The organism is Actinomadura terrae, from assembly GCF_022751215.1.
GTDB classification, from domain to species: domain Bacteria; phylum Actinomycetota; class Actinomycetes; order Streptosporangiales; family Streptosporangiaceae; genus Spirillospora; species Spirillospora terrae.
Genome location: NZ_JAICDG010000001.1, coordinates 244,366 through 263,264 on the forward strand (window position 1 = coordinate 244,366; position 18,899 = coordinate 263,264).

Sequence of the window (18,899 nt, forward strand, 5' to 3'; positions counted from 1 at the left end):
GGGAGCCGGACAGCAGCGGATCGGCAGAGCACGACGATGCTCCGATTCCACCTACCCGGTCGAAGGATGTGGCCGGCGGCACACAGCACGAGCATCGGTAGGGACGGGTTTTCGTGTGCGTTCGGTGGAGCCGTAAAAGCGCGCCACCAGTCCTCCGAGCCCACCAGTTTCGGCCAGAGGCGTGGGAGGCCGGAGTCTCGGCCCTGTCAAGAGGGACCGAGACCGTCCCGCAAAGCTACGGAAGGACATGTGATGGCCAGAGCAGTCGGGATCGACCTGGGCACCACCAACTCGGTCATCGCGGTGACCGAGGGCGGCAAGCCTACCGTCGTCCCCAACTCCGAGGGCGCCCGGACGACCCCGTCGGTGGTGGCGTTCACCGAGCAGGGGGAACGCCTGGTCGGCCAGTTGGCGCGGCGGCAGGCGATCCTCAACCCCAAGGGCACCATCTCCTCGGCCAAGCGTTTCATCGGGCGCCGCTACGAGGAGGTCGCCAGTGAGAAGGACGCGGTCTCCTTCGACGTGACCGAGGGACCGGACGGGACGGTCCGCTTCGATGTCCGGGGCAAGAAGTACGCCCCGGAGGAGATCTCCGCACAAGTCCTGCGCAAGCTCGTGGAGGACGCGGGCAAGTCCCTCGGCGAGAAGGTCACCGAGGCCGTGATCACTGTTCCGGCCTACTTCAACGACGCGCAGCGTCAGGCGACCACCGACGCCGGACGCATCGCCGGCCTGGAAGTGCTGCGCATCATCAACGAGCCGACGGCGGCGGCGCTCGCCTACGGCCTGGACAAGAAGTCCAACGAGACCGTACTGGTGTTCGACCTCGGCGGGGGGACCTTCGACGTCAGCCTGCTGAACATCGGCGACGACGTGGTGGAGGTCCGCGCCACCTCCGGCGACGGCCACCTGGGCGGCGACGACTTCGACCGCCGTGTCGTCGATCACCTCGCCGAGGAGTTCCAGCGCGACAACGGCATCGACCTCCGCACGGACCCGCAAGCGCTGCAACGGCTGTTCGAGGCGGCGGAGAAGGCCAAGATCGAGCTGTCGAGCGTGACGCAGACCCAGATCAACCTGCCGTTCGTCACCGCCGACGCCACCGGCCCCAAGCATCTGAACACCACGCTGATGCGGTCGACGTTCGAGCAGATCACCGGTGACCTGATCGAGCGTTGCACCGGGCCGATGGAGCGGGCCATGCGCGACGCCAAGGTCAGCGCCGACGACATCGACGAAGTGATCATGGTGGGCGGGTCCACCCGGATCCCGGCGGTGCAGAGCCTGGTCCGCCGCAAGACCGGCGACCGCGAGCCCAACATGACCGTCAATCCCGACGAGGTCGTCGCGCTGGGCGCGGCCATCCAGGCCGGCGTGCTCAAGGGTGAGGTCAAGGACGTCCTGCTGCTGGACGTCACGCCCCTGTCCCTGGGCGTGGAGACCCTCGGCGGCGTGATGACCAAGGTCATCGAGCGCAACACCACGATCCCGGCGCGCCGCACCGAGACCTTCAGCACCGCCGAGGACAGCCAGAACGCCGTCGACATCGTGGTTCTCCAGGGCGAGCGGGAGCGGGCGGCCGACAACCGCGTGCTGGGGCGCTTCCGGCTGGAGAACATCCGTCCCGCGCCGCGCGGCGAACCTCAGATCGAGGTGACCTTCGACATCGACGCCAACGGCATCCTCAACGTCTCCGCGCGGGACAAGGACACCGGCGCGGAGCAGCGCATCACCATCAGCCAGAGCTCGAACCTCGACGAGAGCGAGGTCGAGCGGATGGTCACCGACGCCGAGAGGCACCGCCAGGACGACGCCCGGCTGCGTGAGCAGGTCGACGCGCGCAACGACCTGGACGCGGCCGTCTACCAGGTCGAACGGCGGCTCGAAGAGCTGGGCGACAACGTGCCCCCGCACGAGAGGGCACGTGCGGAGTCGCTGATCGAGGACGGTCGTCAGGCCGTCAAGGAGGAGGCGCCACTGGAGCGGCTGCGGTCACTGACCGCCGATCTCCAGCAGGTGCTGCACGGCCTCGGCACCACCTCCGGCCCTGACGCGGGCGGCGGCCCGCAGCAGGGCGGCCCCACGACGGGAGGATCCGACGACGATGTCATCGATGCGGAATTCACGACCGAATGACGATGCCCAGCAGTCCCAGCAGTCTGAGGGAGCCGAGGATCTGGCTGCACGCGTGGACGAACTGCAAGCGCGCGTGGCCGAGCTCGAAGACCTGCGGCGGCGTGCCCTCGCGGATCTGGACAACACGCGTAAACGCATGGGGCGGGACCTGGAGCGCGAACGTCAGGCGCAGCGGGACGAGGTGAGCGCGCGATGGCTGCCGGTCGTCGACGATCTCGAACGCGCGCTCCAGCACGCCGGCGCCGACCCGGCGAGCCTCATGGAGGGCGTGCGGGGCGTGTACGACCGGGCGCTGGCGACGCTGCGCGAACTCGGCTACTCACGCCGGGACGACATGGGAGCCCGTTTCGACCCGGCTCGCCATGAGGCGGTCGCGGTCCGCGGCGAAACCGGCTCGCCTCCGGGCACGGTGGTGGAGGTGCATCTGCCCGGCTACGGCGATGACGAGCACCAGCTGCGGCCGGCGCTGGTGTCGGTGGCGGGCAAGGATCAGTGATGGCCGTCAGCGATCCTTATGAGGTTCTCGGCGTCTCGCGGGACGCCGGGCAGGACGAGATCCAGCGCCAGTACCGGAAGCTGGCCCGTCAGTACCATCCCGACGTCAACAAGGATCCCGGCGCCGAAGAGAGGTTCAAGGACGTATCGGAGTCCTACGCCATCCTTTCCGATCCCGACCAGCGCCGCCGCTACGACGCGTTCGGGCCGGACTTCCGCCAGGTCCCGGAGGACGTCGACCCCGACATGTGGGCGCGCTCGCAGTCCCGGGCCAGGGCCGGCGCCCGCGGGGGAGCGGGTCCCGGGGCCGGCTACACCACCTCGGGCGGTTTCGGCGAGGGCATCGACTTCGAGGACCTGTTCGGCGGGTTGTTCGGCGCCCGTGGGCGCGGCGGCCCGGCCGGGCGCGCCGCTTCGGGCGGATGGGGCCCGGTACGGGGGGCCGACCAGGAGGCCGAGGTCCAGGTGAGCGTCGAGGAGGCGTACCGGGGCGGCAAGCACACGGTCACCCTCGACCGCCCGGGCGGTCCCCGTCGGCTGGAGGTCACGATCCCGGCGGGAGTCACCGACGGCCAGCGCATCCGGCTGGCCGGACAGGGCGGCGGCGGTGACCCGGCCGGCGACCTGTACCTGATCGCGCGGATCGCACCGCATCCCCGCTACCGGGTCGACGGCCGTAACGTGACCGCCGACCTGCCGCTGACTCCCTGGGAGGCGACGCTGGGCGCGACCGTGGCGTTCCAGACACCGGGCGGGGAGGCCAAGGTGAAGGTGCCCGCAGGAACCTCCAGCGGGCGGCGCCTGCGGCTGCGCGGCCGCGGTCTGCCCAACCCGCGTGGCGACCCGGGAGACCTGTACGCCGAAGCCCGCATCGTGGTGCCGTCCGAGCCGTCCGAGCAGGAGCGGCGGCTGTTCGAGCAGCTCGCGGAGGCATCGTCGTTCGATCCGAGGAGGGCCTGATGGGGCAACTGCTGCCGGGCACCGTCTACGCCATCGTGCACACCCCGCCGTCGCGGTTGAGACTGGAGACCTTCGCCTCCACCGTCGGCGCCCATCCCGTGCTGGTGCGGCGTCTGGTGCGTCTGGGATTGCTGGACGCCGGTGCCGATGCCTCGGGTGAGCTGTGGTTCGACCCCGGACAACTCAGCGCGTTCGGCCGCCTCCAGCGACTGCGGGCGGAATTGTCCCTCAACTACGCGGCGCTCGGACTGGTCGTGGAGCTGCTCGACCGCATCGCGGATCTGGAGCGGGCTCCGCGCCGGGGACCGCCGCGCACCACCTCTCCGCACACCGCTGGAGGACAACAGTGGACGCCAACCGCTTGACCCAGAAGTCGCAAGAGGCTCTGCACGACGCCCAGACCAAGGCGCTTCGCTTCGGACACGTCGAGGTGGACGGCGAGCATCTCCTGCTCGCCCTGCTCGACCAGCCCGGAGGTCTCGTGCCGCGGCTGCTTTCGGAGGCCGAAGCCGAACCGCAGCGCATCCGGGAGGCGGTGGAGGCCGAGCTGAGCCGTCGCCCGCAGGTGACCGGGCCGGGTACCGGTCCCGGGGAGGTGCTGGTCACCCAGCGGCTGTCGCGGCTGCTGGACACCGCTCAGCAGGAGGCCGAGCGGCTCAAGGACGACTACGTGTCGGTGGAGCACCTGGTCATCGCACTGCTGGAGGAGGGGTCGCAGACGGCGGCGGGACGGTTGCTGGAACGGCAGGGACTGACCCGCGACTCCTTCCTCGAAGTGCTCACCCGGGTCCGGGGTAACCAGCGCGTGACCTCCGCGATGCCCGAGACCACTTACGAGGCCCTGGAGAAGTACGGACGGGACCTGGTGGCGGACGCGTCGGCGGGCAAGCTCGACCCCGTCATCGGGCGCGACACCGAGATCCGCCGCGTGGTGCAGATCCTGTCCCGCAAGTCCAAGAACAACCCGGTACTGATCGGCGACCCGGGCGTCGGCAAGACCGCGATCGTGGAGGGCCTCGCGCAGCGGATCACCCGAGGTGACGTGCCCGAAGGACTCCGCGACAAGACGATCTTCAGCCTGGACATGGGGTCGCTCGTCGCGGGCGCCAAGTACCGGGGCGAGTTCGAGGAGCGCCTCACCGCCGTGCTCAACGAGGTCAAGGCGGCCGAGGGCCGGATCCTGCTGTTCGTCGACGAACTGCACAACGTCGTGGGCGCCGGCGCCACCGAGGGCGCGATGGACGCCGGGAACATGCTCAAGCCGATGCTGGCGCGCGGCGAACTGCACATGATCGGCGCGACGACCATCGAGGAGTACCGCCGGCACATCGAGAAGGACGCCGCCCTGGAGCGGCGTTTCCAGCCGGTGCTGGTGGACGAGCCCACGGTCGAGGACAGCATCTCGATCCTGCGCGGCCTGCGGGAGCGGTTCGAGGTCTTCCACGGAGTGAAGATCCAGGACGGCGCGCTGGTCTCCGCGGTACAGCTCAGCCACCGCTACATTTCCGACCGGTTCCTTCCGGACAAGGCGATCGACCTGGTCGATGAGGCGTGCGCCATGCTGCGCACCGAGATCGACTCGATGCCCGCCGAACTCGACGAGCTCACCCGCAGGGTGATGCGGCTGGAGATCGAGGAGGCCGCGCTGGCCAAGGAGGACGATGCGGCCAGCAGGGCGCGGCGCGACAGCCTCGGACGGGAGCTGGCCGACCTGCGCGCCGAGGCCGACGCCATGCGGGCCCAGTGGGAGGCCGAGCGTCAGGCGCTGCGCAAGGTACAGGCATTGCGCCAGGAGATGGAACAGGTCCGCCAAGAGGCCGATCAGGCGGAACGAGACTACGACCTCAACCGTGCCGCCGAACTGCGCCACGGCCGGCTCCCCGAGCTGGAACGGCGGTTGCGGGCCGAGGAGGAGCGGCAGACCGGCAAGCAGAACGGCGGCCGGCTGCTCCGCGAGGTCGTGACCGAGGAAGAGATCGCGGCCATCGTGTCGCGCTGGACCGGAATCCCGGTCAGCCGTCTCCAGGAGGGCGAACGCGACAAACTCCTGCGCCTCGACAAGATCCTTCACGAGCGGGTGGTCGGCCAGGACGAGGCCGTCCAGCTGGTGGCCGACGCGATCGTCCGAGCCCGGTCGGGAATCAAGGACCCGCGCCGGCCCATCGGCTCGTTCGTCTTCCTCGGCCCGACCGGCGTCGGCAAGACCGAGCTGGCCCGCACCCTGGCCGCGGCCCTGTTCGACACCGAGGAGAACATGGTCCGCATCGACATGAGCGAGTACCAGGAGCGCCATACCGTCAGCCGGCTGGTCGGCGCCCCGCCCGGCTACGTCGGTTTCGAGGAGGGCGGCCAGCTCACCGAGGCGGTGCGCCGCAAGCCCTACTCGGTGGTGCTGTTCGACGAGATCGAAAAGGCCCACGGCGACGTGTTCAACACCCTGCTTCAGGTCCTCGACGACGGTCGGCTGACCGATGCCCAGGGACGCACCGTCGATTTCCGCAACACCGTCATCATCATGACCTCCAACATCGGATCGCAGTACCTGCTGGAGGGGGTCACAGACCAGGGCGAGATCAAGGAAGCGGCGCGCGACCAGGTGACCGCGGAACTGCGCCGCCACTTCCGTCCGGAGTTCCTGAACCGGCTCGACGACGTCGTGCTGTTCAAGCCGCTGACCCTCCAGCAGATCGAACAGATCGTCGACCTGATGTTCAACGACCTGCGCGCCAGGCTCGCCGACCGCAGGATACGCATGGAAATCGATCAGGACGCCCGCCGGCTGATCGCCGAACAGGGTTTCGACCCGGTGTACGGCGCGCGTCCGCTCCGCCGGTTCATCGCCCACGAGGTCGAGACCCGCGTCGGCCGTGCCCTGCTCGCCGGGGACGTCAGGGACGACGCGGTCGTCCACGTGACCGCGGAGGGCGGGGAACTGAAGGTCCGCTTCGAGAATCCGTGGGACTGACGGCCGTGGCCACCCGGTCCGCCGCCGCCGTCGTCACGTGCGCCGCCTGCGGGGCCCGCAACCGCGTGCCCGCCATGGCCGACGGAACGCCCAGATGCGGGCGCTGCCACCGGCCCCTGGCCTGGATCGCCGAGGCCGACGACACCATCTTCACCGAGGTCGTCGAAGGTGCCCCCCTGCCCGTGGTGGCCGACTTCTGGGCCCCGTGGTGTGCTCCGTGCCTGCGCATCAGCCCTGCCCTCGAACGCATCGCCGCGGATCTGGCGGGCAGAATGAAACTCGTCAAGATCAACGTTGATGACGCGGCGGGACTGTCCGGAAAGCTCGATGTCCGGCACGTTCCCACCCTGATGGTCTTCCACTGCGGCGAAGCGGTGGCCCGGTTGCCCGCCGGGGCACCGGCCGACCAGATCCGCGCCTGGGTGACGGAGAAGGTCACCGAAACCGAACGGCGGGGCAGCCCCCGATCATGAAGTGCGGTGCTTCCTCTGCTGTTCCAGGCGGCTGCGTTGACGGACCCCGTACGCGGTGTCGCGCACGGCCGACTCGTCCTCCAACCCCGACCCGAGCGCACCACCGGCCATGCCCATGGACGTGGTGAGCCAGGCGATCGACAGATAGAAGCCCCATTCGGCCCCGTGGTCGAGGCTGGACGCAAGCGCCTCGCCGGTCAGCAACACCGGCACCAGCACGATCGTCAGCGCGAAGACGGCCCCGTAAAGGCACAGCACGCCGATCAGCAACGTGGCCAGGGTGACGGCGTTGTACAGCCTGGCACGCTGGCGACTGATGACGTCGTCCGGGCGTTCCCACAGTTCGTGGTCGATGATGAGCCACGCCAGCAGGGCCGCGACCGCCAGTACCGCCAGCACCGCCTGCCGGATCGGGCCGAGCGTATCGGTGATCTTCCAGACGGTGACGTTGACGACCGCGAACGCCGCGGTCGCCAGCACCCCGGCCAGCGCCTTCGACAAGCCGGTGAACAGCCGCCAGGGGCGGTTCGCCCGGATCATGCCGGACAGCAGCCGGAGCCGGCCCAGCAGCCCCGGTGTCACGAACCGCTGCTCAGACCGCTCTTCGGGATCGGCCCGGTGGACGGTGTACTCCCGCGCGAACCTCGGCGGCGTCCCGTCATGGACCAGTGCGACCAGATCCACCACACCGCGGCGGGCCCGGCTCGGCCGATGGGACCAGCCGAGAGCGGGCAGCGACAACAGGGCGACCTTCTCGGGCCTGCTCACCTCCGCCAGAATCGGCTGGGTCCTGTAACGACGCGGCAGATCGGTCACGAACACGGCGACGTCGTAGGCTCCACCCGGGAACTGGTCGGCCAGGACGTCCGCCAAGTGCTCCGCCTCCACCTGCTCGTCGGCCGACAAGGTGCCGGGACCGGCGTCAGCCTCCCATTCCACCTGCACCGCCGAACGCTTCCGCATGTCGTCGGGCAGTGTCTCGGCGATCTGACGGACGATTTCCAACGGCAGCCCGGGATCAGCGCGAAGCACCACGCGCACCACATTCTGGTCGGCCAACCCGCTGCTCCTCCCGATGCGACAGTCGAGGGCCCTACCCGGAAGAGGTACCTGAAACCCCGCCGTGGCCACCGTGCTCCGGCCTCCTCCGACCGGGCCCTCGTCACCCCTGGCCGATGCCGGTGACCAGACTGATGGCGACCGCCAGTATCCCGGTGCCGAAGGCATACGCCAGCAGGGCGTGCCCGAAAACGGTTCGGCGGATCCGGGTGTCGGCGGGCTGGCTCTCGGAAACCGCGGACGCCATTCCGACGGTGAAGGCCATATAGGCGAAGTCGCTGTAGGAGGGAGGCGCGGTCTGCATGAAATCGATGCCTCCGTCGGCGTCCTCGTAGTAGAGGCGGGCGTACCGGAACGCGAACACGGTGTTCACGAGCGCCCAGGACAGCACGACGGCAAGGACGACGAGAATGACCGCCGTAACCGAGAGCGCGTCCTGACGCCCCGCGAAACGAATCTGGGCGTGGGCCTCGATGGCCAGACTGGCCACCGAGGCCAGGAGCACCGCCGCGTCGGTCGAGCGGGCGTCGCCCTCCGCCTCGGCCAGCAGTTTGGTGTCGTCCGGCCCCTGCGGCCAACTGAGCCACCACACCCATGTCAGGAGCGTGCCGGTGGCCAGGACCCACCCGACCAGCAGGCTCACCTCAGCGGCCCCGAGCACGGCGGCCGTGGCACCGCCGACGACACCCGCTCCCAGCGACAGAACAAGCCTGCGGACCGACAGGAAGCGCCTCGGAGGTCCGGTCCCGTTGTTCTCGACGGACGGGTCGAGTGCGTCGCCCAACTCGCCTCCCCAATGGTCAAAGGCTCCGAGGTCTCGGGTGTCGGCCTCGTGACCTCAGCCGGTCCGGGTGAGGTGCCTGTGCACCATCTGAACCGCCATGGCGCCTTCCCCGACGGCCGAGGCGACCCTCTTCACCGACCCGCTCCGAACATCACCGGCCGCGAACACCCCCCTCCAACTCGTCTCCAGCGGTGTGCCCGGCCCCGTCCGCACGAATCCGCGCTCGTCCAACTCCAGGTGCCTGGCGAGCCATCCGGTATGCGGCACCGCACCGATGAACACGAACAACGCCCGCGCGGGAACCGTCTCACGTTCTCCGGTGCGGTTGTCCTCGGTGACCACCGCGCGCAGCGTTCCGTCTCCGTGTGCCTCCCGGACAATGGTGTGCCGCCGTACTTCGATCGTCTCGGCGCGTTCTACCTGCTCCACCAGGTACAGCGACATTTTGGCGCTCAACTCGCCACCACGGAGCAGCAACGTGACCCTCGACCCGTGTCGGGCGAGGAACAGCGCGGCCTGTCCGGCCGAATTGCCGCCCCCCACCACCACGACCGGTCCGGGACGGCATGCCTGTGCCTCGATCACGGTGGCGGCGTAGAAGACGCTCGTTCCCTCGAACCGTTGCAGGCACGGTACGTCCAGCCGCCGATAGCGCGCACCGGTGGCGATGATGAGGCAGCGGGCGCGCACCGGCTCCCCTTCCGCCAGCCCCACCGCCAATAGCCCGTCTCGCCGCTCCAGACTTATCGCCTCTGCGGGGACTCTGACACGTGCTCCGAACCGATCGGCCTGAAGGGTCGCGCGGTCGGTCAGATCGGCGCCCGCGATCCCGGCGGGGAAGCCGAGATAGTTCTCGATCCGCGGCGATGTGCCCGCCTGCCCGCCCGTGGCCACCGCGTCCACCACCACGGTCGTCAACCCGTCCGAGGCGCCGTAGACCGCGGCCGCGAGACCGGCCGGCCCCGCCCCCACCACCAGTAGATCGGTGTCCGGCGGCGAGGCCGGCGTGGTCAGCCCGATGACCTGGGCCAGTTCGGCGTTGCTGGGATTACGCAACACCCGCTTCGATCCCCACACCACCACCGGTGCGTCCTGCGGAGCGATCCCAAAATGGCGCAGCAGCGTTTCGGCGGACGGGTCGTCCTCCAGATCGATCCATCGGTGCGGCAACCGGTTGCGAGCCGCGAACTCCAGCAGCCGCCGGCTGTCAGCGGAGAATCGGGATCCCACAATGCGCAACCCGGTGCCGCTGCCGAGCAGCATGGACCGCCGGATCACATACGCGCGCAAGATGAGATCGCCAAGAGGCGGGTCGCAGGCGATCAGCTCGCGCAGCCCGTCGACCGGCACCGCGAGCAACTCTCCCGCCTCATCGACCACGGCGTTCACGAACGACCGCTGCCCGGTCAGCAACCCCAGCTCGCCGAGAAAACGCCGCGGGCCATGAACCGTGACCATGCCCGGCCCCCCGCCGTCCCGATCGCCAGGTTGCTCACCGGCCTCGTCAGCGGGCCGGTCGACGACGGCGATCTTGCCGGTCAAGATCACCAAGAAGCCCGGCCAGGACTCTCCCGTCCGGCACAGCACATCGCCGGCGCGGGTGCGCTGATGGACACCGCCGTACTCCGAAAGCCGGTCGATCTGTGCGTCGTTGAGCCTGGGGAACGCCCCGTTCACATCCGGTGTCTCCTCCACAGCGCCCTCCTCCGCAGGCATCCGACTCAGTCGACCGGACGACCCGGCGACCCCTTGTCCCCTGCCCACCCTCGGGCAACTTGCCCCTCGGCACAGCCGAAGACCTTCAACCGGTACCGGCCCGTCCGAACGGCGACCCACCCCGCCCGGCAGTCGGCGGAAGATCTGATTCGGCCCGGCCCCGGTGACGGCACCGGCGAGCGAGGCCCATCCCCGCCACCCTTCGGGGCCGCCCAAGCCGTCTCGAGCGCGGACATGAACGAGGGGCCGGCCGTACGGTACGGCGCGCCTCCTTCTGCCGTTCCACGCTCCTCGTCCAGGCTCCGGTCACCGTGGCACGCCCACATCCCTCAATCGAGCAGGTCCTGACAACCTCGTGAGGACGGTCCAGTGCGGCAGCGACTCGAACGAGCCGGCGAGACCGGCCTGGACGCGGACGGATCAAGGTGGGGACCGTACTGGAAGAAAGATGACCGCCCTGCCGGAGACCCTGGCGGACCGTAGGAAGCTTTGGTGTTCACAACACCTCTGCCAGGCTCGGCGCGGAGGAACCTGCGGCCGATCCGCGCAGGGAAGCGCTGAGGGCCACCGGCCCAAGCCGCCGGTCGACCATCGGGGCGACGACCAGGCCGAACCAGGCGATCACTTGGAACCCAGACCAAGCTACGGGAACTGCGCAGTGCGGCGCCCCGAGCGCCCCTGTCCCGCACTGCTGGACGCACTCCCCGTCGGAGCGATCGACCTTGGGCGCGTTCCTGAACCGGTGCTGCGGCGGCTGCTGGATGTGTTCCGACTACGCATGCGGTACGACCGGAAGGCCGATCTCGTGGAGTGCGAAGTCACCCTCACATCCGAGATCGCGGGCACCCAGCACGACGCGGCACGTGCGGCAATCGACACCGGCGCGACGAAACGCGCGCCGGTCTACGGCGTACCCCTACTTGGTTCGAACCGGCGCGCAGTCAGACCTGTGACGTAGTGTTGCAATCTGTTTGCATCCAGGCACGACGGTCCTCGATAACATCGGGCCCACATGCGGGTTGCTTCGTATGCGGGCCCGGACTGTCCCGACGGGTGCGGTGCGACCGGCTAATCAGGGCTATTTGTTGATGGCGGGTGTGGTGGTCAGGGTAAGGCCTGTGGGTTGCAGGCAGCCGTTGAGCGCTTCGGGGTGGTGCTGGATTACCTTGAGGCGATGCTTGATCACCTGAGTGAGGTGGTCGAGGTCGGTGGCCAGGAAGTTGGCCATGGAGCGCTTGAGCAGGGACCACACATTCTCGGCGGGGTTGAGTTCGGAAGCATGGGGCGGCAGGTAGAACACCCTCAGCCAGTCGGCATGGGCGTCGATGAAGGCGCGCATGGCCGTGGCGTGGTGGATGCCGAGGTTGTCCCAGGCCAGGACGATCTTTCCGGCGGGCAGTTGCTGGTGCGCGGCCTGCAGCATGCTCTTGTACTCGTTCAGGGTGAAGGCGGCGCGTTCGCCGGTGCGGCGGTGGTAGTGGTGCAGCCGGTAGATCAGCCGGGACCGCTCACCGGGCCGGTAGCACCCCATCCCGGCCACCGACACCCGGCTGCCGTGTCGCCTGCCGTGCACCCTGACCTGCGGCCGTTGTCCCCGGCGGCTAGGTGCGTCCGGGGGCGACCTGAGCCCTTGACCGGTCTCGTCCTCGAAACAGATCCAGGCGCCCAGGTCGCCCGCGGCGCCTCCACCTGCGGCCACACCTCCTGCTTCCAGGCGATGACAGCCTGATCGTCGCGTTGGACGGCGCGGCGGCCGGGGACCTGCACCGACCAGCCGTTGCGGCGCAGCAGCAGCGACACCCCGGGCCGGGTGTAGTCGACACCGAACAACTCCTTGATCAGCGCCGCCACCCGCGCGAGCGTCCACCGCTGATCATCGCTGTAACCATGGGCGGCCGGGCCGCGGTTCAGTTCGGCCTCCAGCCGGGCGGGCTGCTCATCATCCAGCCGCGGCCGTCCGTGCGGGCCCTTGGACCGCAGCGCATCGGCCCCGCCCCGGCGCCAGGCCTGCCGCCACTTCTCCACCTGCCGTAACCCGACCCGCAACTCCGCGGCGATCTGCGCGTTCGGACGGCCCTCGGCGAAGCACTGCGCGGCCTGCATCCGCACCCGTTCACGTTTGTCGCGGCCGGCAGCGGTCGACCCACCACCCTGGGGGTATCTGGCCATGCCACCGGCCTCCGCCCCTGCACCCAACCAGTCCACTCACTCGACCGCCATAACCCATCAACCCTGGTTAGACGGTTGTCGGTGGTGAGGTGGGCGGCCTGGGATGGGTCTTCGGTGGTGAGACCGGCAGTGTACTTGTCCCGGTGGGCCAGCCTCCAGCCGTCGCGGGCTGCCTCGCGCACCTCGATGTACTCGTGCATGGTGTCCAGGTCGCTGTGCACCCAGATCGCGGTGACGTCCACGCCCTTGGCCTGGCACCGGTGGGTGAGGCGCGGGAGCCATGACGGGTTGTCCAGATCGTTGATGAATGGGGCCGCGAGGATGATCGATACCCCGCACTTGGCGATGCCGTAGGCGGTGCTCATCAGGCACCAGTACTCATGCGGGCGGACCTCGGTGCGGTAGAGGTCGGTGTGGCGGTCGTGGGGTCGCCGTTAAGGGAGACGAGTAGGCGTTCGGACAGGCGACAGGTGTGCGTACGTGAGGCGGGTCTCGCGACCGCCCGGCTTGCGGGCCGAGTTCTTCCCAGGAGCCCTGACTGTGAGGGATTGGTCTCGACAGCCGCATCCCGTTCGTCCGCGTTAGGGGCCACAGTGTCGTAGGGGAGTGTCAAACGCAGACCTGTACGGGGCGTGACTCGCCGATGCCTCCGGAGTGATGGAGTCGTGGTCAAGCCACGGTCATAATTACGGAGCGTAAACGATGTCATGGGGCGGCAGGGTTATATGGCTGGCGCCCCTCAACAGGAAGGACGGAAATGTCCGTGATCAACTCTGGCCCTCCCGTAAAGGGGCTGCACTGCAAGGAGTGCACTCATGACTCGCGACCACACCCAGTCCGACCATGAGGCGGAACCGCACACTCACGATTGTGAAGGCGCCGTCCGCTTCCTGAAGCGAGCAATCAGTCAACCGCGGGGCCTTGGCGGACCGACGATCGTACGCGGTGTTGGATGCCAACCAGACAACCGCCCCCTGTCTCGACCAGCCCCTGCTCCAGCTCGAACGCTTCCTCGCTCGCCAGCATGCAGACGGAGGCCTCGTTCATGACCACCGTGCGGGTCTCGATGAGGAGCTTGAGGCTTTCAGCCGCACCGTTTCTTCATACCTGTCACCTGGGCGCGGGCTGCGGTGAAGTCGGTGACCGGGCCGCGAGCGCGGTCAACCACTTTCACGGCAGAGGGGCGCTGCTCGCAGCCAGTGCATCGCCGCCCCGAGGCGTCATGGAACCGGCCTCGTCGGTCACGATCCAAGGAGGCGGAACGCGGGTGATGCCGTCCGCGGGCCGAGAGTTGCGGGCGAGCTGGTTCGGTAGCTCTGGGAAGGGAGCTGAGCTGTGAAGCAGATGACTCAGGAGGAGCTTCTTGCTCTCCCGACCACGGTCGGCATCGAGACCGCCGCCCGTGCCATCGGGCTTGGACGGACGCGCGCCTACGAGCTCGCCCGTCGAGGCCAGTTCCCCTGCAAAGTGATCCGTGTCGGTGTGAGCTATCGCGTCGTGACGGTTGACCTTCGTCGGCTCCTCGGTATCGAGTCGAGCTAACGAGCCGCCATTACCTCTGCACGAAGGTCCGGTTCTCCATCAGAGAACCGGACCTTCGGTGTCGAGGGTGCGGCAGTCACGAAGGGGGCGGCTTCCTCAGGAAGCCTCGTTGTCGCTTTGGACGGCGTGGATTGAGGTGGGTTTCGAGCGGTTGCGGATCTTGTCGAAGGCGTCCAGTGCGGAGTCGTCTTCGTCGGGGAGGGTGTGCAGGTATTTCTCAGTGGTGGTGATGCTGGCGTGGCCGAGACGTTCCTTGACGGCCTGGAGGTCGGCGCCGCCAGCGAGAAGCCAGGATGCGTGGGCGTGGCGGAGGTCGTGGGGGCGGAGGTGGATCCGGAGGTCGGCCGCCTGGATGGCCGGTTTCCAGACGTGGTCGCGGAACCAGGTCCGCGGGATGTGCCCGTCGGTGTTGATCGTGCGACGACGTCTTGGTGAGTCTTTGCCTGCTTCGCGTCGACGGGCGCGGTAGTCGGCGTAGATGTCCTTGCAGTGCTGGCAGCGGCACTTGCCTGCGGAGTATCCGCTGAGCGTGCCGTGTCTGTAGCGTCGCTCGGGCTCGATGTGGCCGAGGGTCTCGGGATCGAGGAGGACGCGGAGCCGTCGTGGTCGCGGGAGTTCGTCCTGGTGGAGGCGGAAGAGGAGGGAGCCGTCGTCGATGGCTTGTTCCTGGATGTATGCCTTGAGCTTGCAGGCGATCTGCTTGCTGATGCGGACGCTGCGATGCTCTTGGTCCTTCGGGTAGTCCTTCACCAGGAAGCGGCCGCCCTCGGGGTGGTGTTTCGGGTTGAGTTCGATGACGACACGCGAGACGGTGATCGTCCGCGTGGCGAAGTCGATGTCCTTCGGTCGAAGCTCCGTGAGTTCACCCCAGCGGAGGCCGGTCTCGATTTTGACTTCGACGAGCATCTTCATGCGGGCGTCGGTGAGTGACCCGTAGAGGATGTCGAACTGCTCCGGTGTGATGATGGTGCGCTTCTTCTTGGGCACCGGAGGTGTCTTGACCCCCTTGCAGGGGTGGAGGATGATGACGCGGTCGTTGAGCGCTGTGGTGAAGACGGCGCTGAGGACGGTCATGCAGTAGCGGATTGTCGGCGGGTTGACGCCTTCGCTCTGAAGATGCGTGACCCACTCGCGGACGTCGATCGGCAGGATGTCAATCATGCGCATGCTGGCGAACCACGGCATGATGTGCCGGTGGATCTCGTAGTCGTAGTTCTCTCTCGTCCGGAGTTCGATGACGTGGTTGGGAAACCAGGTGTCTTCGACGTAGCGTCTGAAGCGCTGGCGACCCTTCCCTGGGTCGGGAAGGCGCTCCAGAGATAGCTTTGCCAGAGCCTTTTGCCATGCTTTATCGGCCTGTGGCTCTGTTGCGTAGGTTCCGGCGTGCCGGATGTTCCCTCGGAGGTCTCGGTACACGGCCGCGTAGCGGACCTTGCCGTCCTTGCCGACTCGCGGGCGGGAGAATCCCATGCTGGCTCCTCAGGTGATCGTCTTTGCCACCGAGATGCCACCGAGGACCACATGGAAGATCTTGGCACACGGTGACACGAGGTGGCATTGCACCGTCTCTCACCTGGGAATTTACCCTGAAGTTGTTGAACCTCAGAGTACATTGTGTTTGGTTTATCCTGTTCGCATCGAGGGGGTCAGGGGTTCAAATCCCCTCAGCTCCACCCAGGATGAGGCCGCCCACCAGCATCAGTGCAGGTGAGCGGCCTTTTGCATGCCTGAGAGTGTCCGGCTTTAAATGGTCGTTCACAGCCGTCCGGGCCCAATACGGGCCCACACCCCAGCCACGTGGAGCTGCGACGATGCGTAACTTCGCGTAGATCCGCAGCAGGACGGCCACGCTGTGGCCTGCCCATTCGGCGACCTGCGTGGTTGGCACACCCCCGTTCAGCCACGTCGAGACGCATGCGTGGCGTAGGTCATACACACGCTTCGCAAGGGGTGAGTTCGGCTTTACCCCACGCCCGGTGATAGGTGCACGTGGGCAACTGGACGCCGCGTACGCCCAGAAGACCCGTCCCTCCGGGCCGATCCCCATCTCTTGGACGTGAGCGCGCAGGATCTTCGTCAGGACGGGCGGAGACGGCGCGATGCGGGTCCGTTCCTTGGGGACGGTGCTTGAGCCCGCGTGACTCGCGCTGACGTCCGTCATCGGTCCACGCGCCCCCGATGTCCGGGACTGCTCGGCCGAGGTGAAACTCGCCCCAATCGTCCTCGCCCGAGGCCCGGCGTGGGCCTCGTACCCTCGCTCCCAGTTCCGACCGCACCGATCGGTGAGAGGGGACGACGCAACGGCAGGGGCTCCCTCCAGGTAGTCCCGCCGTGGCGCCGTCCCTGGCCTAGGTGGCGTCAGCCGATCTCGGTCAGCAGCCACCACACTGCGACGGCAAACGCTCCCTCTATGGTGGCGACCACCAACCGGAACCCGTACGTGGCTGGGCGGCCACGGGATCAAGGCGAACCATGCCGGTCGCGTTGCCGTAGCAAGGCTTGACGTCCGCCGGGAGCCGCAGCGGCGACTGAGCGGGCGCCCTCAGAACAGGCGTCACAGGCGCGTCTGAGGGGACGGGCGCGGACCAGGGGCCAGTCCAGTGCGTCGGCGAGCGCGCCGCTGCTGAGCGGAACGGCTGCGGCGGTCAGTGCGGTAAGAGCCGCCGTGACGTCGCCGGTCAGGGCGTCGAGCCGCTGTTGCCCGGCCGGTTCGACCAGGTCCGCGCGCATCCGCTTCCGTGATGTCGAGAGTACGAGGTCGAGCCCGGACTCGAAGCCTGCGGGGGCCGTACACGGCCGGCGAAATGCGGGGGCATGCTCCCGCCGTGATGGATGAGCGGCTTCACTGCTCCAGGTCCTCCGATCCGGGCGATGAAGGCGGACGGTCATACCCCAGCCGAAACGTCCACCAGGTCCCGTACCGCAGCGTTACCTCCCCGCTCCCCGCAGCCCCGGAAGTCGCCCTGGGCACCGTTGAAACACAGGCGGAGTAATGATTCAGTAAAGGTGTTGTCATCTCTGAGAAAGGGACCTCCGATGCGCCGGATCAGCCCCGTCGTCGCTGCGGCTTTCGCAGCTCTCGTGGTGTTATCGCTTCCCAGAGGTCCGGCGCGGGCCGCAGAAGGCTGGACCGCCTGGCCGGCGACCGGTGCGAACGGTCCGGTGAGCAGCTTCAGCGACACCGACGCCTGGGCCCTCAGCGGCGACCGCGACTTCGCGCACTGGGACGGCCGGGACTGGCACACCTTCCCGGCGCCGGAAGGCGCCAGCAAAATAGAAGCGATGACCGCCGTCGGGCCGTCCGACGTATGGGCGGTCGGCCGGCGAGGCGCTCCCCCTGCCGGGAAGAACTTCGTCACGCGAATCCAGCACTGGGACGGCGTGAGCTGGAGCATCATCCCCAGCCCGGATATTCGGGGCCGGTACGCGGCCCTCTGGGGCGTGGCGGCGTTCGCGCCGGACGACGCGTGGGCGGTCGGCTGCGACGGACACGCCGCCCTGGTCGAGCACTGGGACGGCGAAAGCTGGAGCCGCGTCACCGTGCCCGTCCCCGGCGCCGGGATCCATTCCCTGCTGAACGCGATCAGCGGGCGGTCGTCGCGTGACATCTGGGCGATCGGCACGTACGAGAACCCCACGCCGACCCCGAACTCGCTGTTCGCGTTGCACTACGACGGGGTGGCGTGGCGCGCCGTACCCATGGACCAGGTCGCGGACCACACCGACGGCCTCTACGCGTCGCCCTGGTCAGTGGTCGCCGTCGGCGCGAACGATGCCTGGATGGTCGGCTACACGATCGGCACCGGACAGCGGGGAGGCACGCTGACCGAGCACTGGGACGGGGAGCGGTGGCGGATCGTCCCCAGCCCGTTCGACGACCCCTCGTCCACGCCGACCTCCTCCGGTTCGCTGTTCAAGGTCACGGCGCGCGCGCCGAACGACGTCTGGGCGGGCGGCTCCACCTACACGGTCGACGACGACCATCCCACGGGACGCAACGGCGCGCTGCTGCTGCACTGGGACGGTGTCCGCTGGACCCAGGACACCACCGCGCCGACCACCGGCGACCGCAACGGCATCTCGGGGATCTCCACCACCCTCGGCGGTCACGTCATCTGGGCCACCAACCGCGGCGACCCGGAGCTCCTCCGACATTCCTAGCGCTCACCAGAACGGTGCCGCCACACGGGCGCGACGGGCGGCATCCGTGCGCTGGAGTCGCGTCTCGACCAGCGGGCAGATCCTCGAACGCCAACTCGACGCGCTCACCGCCGCCGGATGCCGCCGGGTCTTCGCCGACACCAAGTCCGGCACGCCCGCCCAGCGGTCTGAACTGAAGGCCCGGGAGCGGCGACACCCCGGTCGTGCCGTCCCTGGACCGCTACGGCCGCTCCGTCCACGACCTCATCACCATGGTCGCCGCGAGATCGGGTTCACCAGCCCGCACGCCCATGCGGGCGGCTGGCCCTCTATGTCTTCGCCGGCCTGGCCGAGTTCGTCCGCGAACTCATCGTCGCCGGCACTCGCGAGGGCCTGGCCGCCGCCCGCGCCACCGTAGTGAAGGAGGGCACCACCGCATGACCCCCCGGCACCGGCCCTG

Annotated in this window: 14 protein-coding genes and 1 pseudogene; 9 read left to right on the forward strand and 6 right to left on the reverse strand. The window is 68.5% G+C overall.

Features of this window, described 5'->3' with window-relative positions:
- The first annotated feature begins 252 nt into the window (after positions 1-252).
- The 6 genes from dnaK (at position 253) to K2F47_RS01150 (ending at position 7,029) form a co-directional block, all read left to right on the forward strand.
- Complete coding sequence (dnaK, locus tag K2F47_RS01120; RefSeq protein ID WP_242900762.1) at positions 253-2,136, forward strand: molecular chaperone DnaK; 1,884 nt, start codon at positions 253-255, stop codon at positions 2,134-2,136.
- On the forward strand, positions 2,114-2,632 hold the full coding sequence (locus tag K2F47_RS01125) for a nucleotide exchange factor GrpE (RefSeq protein WP_272496400.1): 519 nt from the start codon (positions 2,114-2,116) through the stop codon (positions 2,630-2,632). Before dnaK ends, K2F47_RS01125 begins: the two co-directional genes overlap by 23 nt.
- On the forward strand, positions 2,632-3,591 hold the full coding sequence (locus K2F47_RS40345; protein ID WP_272496401.1) for a DnaJ C-terminal domain-containing protein: 960 nt from the start codon (positions 2,632-2,634) through the stop codon (positions 3,589-3,591). Before K2F47_RS01125 ends, K2F47_RS40345 begins: the two co-directional genes overlap by 1 nt.
- On the forward strand, positions 3,591-3,956 hold the full coding sequence (locus K2F47_RS01140; RefSeq protein ID WP_242900765.1) for a chaperone modulator CbpM: 366 nt from the start codon (positions 3,591-3,593) through the stop codon (positions 3,954-3,956). The genes K2F47_RS40345 and K2F47_RS01140 overlap by 1 nt, the downstream gene beginning before the upstream one ends.
- A complete protein-coding gene (gene clpB, locus K2F47_RS01145) occupies positions 3,938-6,556 on the forward strand; it encodes an ATP-dependent chaperone ClpB (RefSeq protein WP_242900766.1) in 2,619 nt (872 codons plus the stop codon). Before K2F47_RS01140 ends, clpB begins: the two co-directional genes overlap by 19 nt.
- A gap of 74 nt (positions 6,557-6,630) precedes the next feature.
- Positions 6,631-7,029: a thioredoxin family protein gene (locus tag K2F47_RS01150; RefSeq protein WP_242900767.1), complete on the forward strand. Its 399-nt coding sequence runs from the start codon at positions 6,631-6,633 to the stop codon at positions 7,027-7,029.
- Here K2F47_RS01150 and K2F47_RS01155 read toward each other — a convergent pair.
- The 5 genes and pseudogenes from K2F47_RS01155 to K2F47_RS01175 form a co-directional block, all read right to left on the reverse strand.
- Complete coding sequence (locus tag K2F47_RS01155) at positions 7,024-8,088, reverse strand: hypothetical protein (protein ID WP_242900768.1); 1,065 nt, start codon at positions 8,086-8,088, stop codon at positions 7,024-7,026. The genes K2F47_RS01150 and K2F47_RS01155 overlap by 6 nt on opposite strands.
- Positions 8,089-8,191: 103 nt before the next feature.
- Positions 8,192-8,872 carry a DUF1345 domain-containing protein gene (locus K2F47_RS01160; protein ID WP_242900769.1) on the reverse strand — a complete coding sequence of 227 codons (681 nt, stop codon included), beginning with the start codon at positions 8,870-8,872 and terminating at the stop codon, positions 8,192-8,194.
- Between the two features lie 54 nt (positions 8,873-8,926).
- Complete coding sequence (locus tag K2F47_RS01165; RefSeq protein WP_242900770.1) at positions 8,927-10,567, reverse strand: FAD-dependent oxidoreductase; 1,641 nt, start codon at positions 10,565-10,567, stop codon at positions 8,927-8,929.
- A 1,099-nt stretch (positions 10,568-11,666) separates the two neighbouring features.
- Entirely contained in the window at positions 11,667-12,455 is a 789-nt protein-coding gene (locus K2F47_RS01170) for a transposase (protein WP_308198350.1), read from the reverse strand.
- Positions 12,350-12,757 (reverse strand): annotated as a pseudogene (locus K2F47_RS01175) (winged helix-turn-helix domain-containing protein); the annotation flags it as partial. The pseudogene K2F47_RS01175 and the gene K2F47_RS01170, both read right to left, overlap by 106 nt.
- A gap of 1,344 nt (positions 12,758-14,101) precedes the next feature.
- Between K2F47_RS01175 and K2F47_RS01180 the strand changes: the two are divergent.
- Positions 14,102-14,299, forward strand: coding sequence for a DNA-binding protein (locus K2F47_RS01180; RefSeq protein WP_242902525.1), 198 nt, complete (start codon positions 14,102-14,104; stop codon positions 14,297-14,299).
- A gap of 96 nt (positions 14,300-14,395) precedes the next feature.
- Here K2F47_RS01180 and K2F47_RS40350 read toward each other — a convergent pair whose 3' ends face one another.
- Positions 14,396-15,769 carry a tyrosine-type recombinase/integrase gene (locus K2F47_RS40350; RefSeq protein WP_272496403.1) on the reverse strand — a complete coding sequence of 458 codons (1,374 nt, stop codon included), beginning with the start codon at positions 15,767-15,769 and terminating at the stop codon, positions 14,396-14,398.
- A 1,692-nt stretch (positions 15,770-17,461) separates the two neighbouring features.
- On the opposite strand from K2F47_RS40350, the gene K2F47_RS01195 reads away from it, so the two are divergent.
- A complete protein-coding gene (locus K2F47_RS01195) occupies positions 17,462-18,460 on the forward strand; it encodes a hypothetical protein (protein WP_242900772.1) in 999 nt (332 codons plus the stop codon).
- A 46-nt stretch (positions 18,461-18,506) separates the two neighbouring features.
- Entirely contained in the window at positions 18,507-18,857 is a 351-nt protein-coding gene (locus tag K2F47_RS01200; RefSeq protein ID WP_242900773.1) for a recombinase family protein, read from the forward strand.
- The last annotated feature ends 42 nt before the right edge of the window (positions 18,858-18,899 follow it).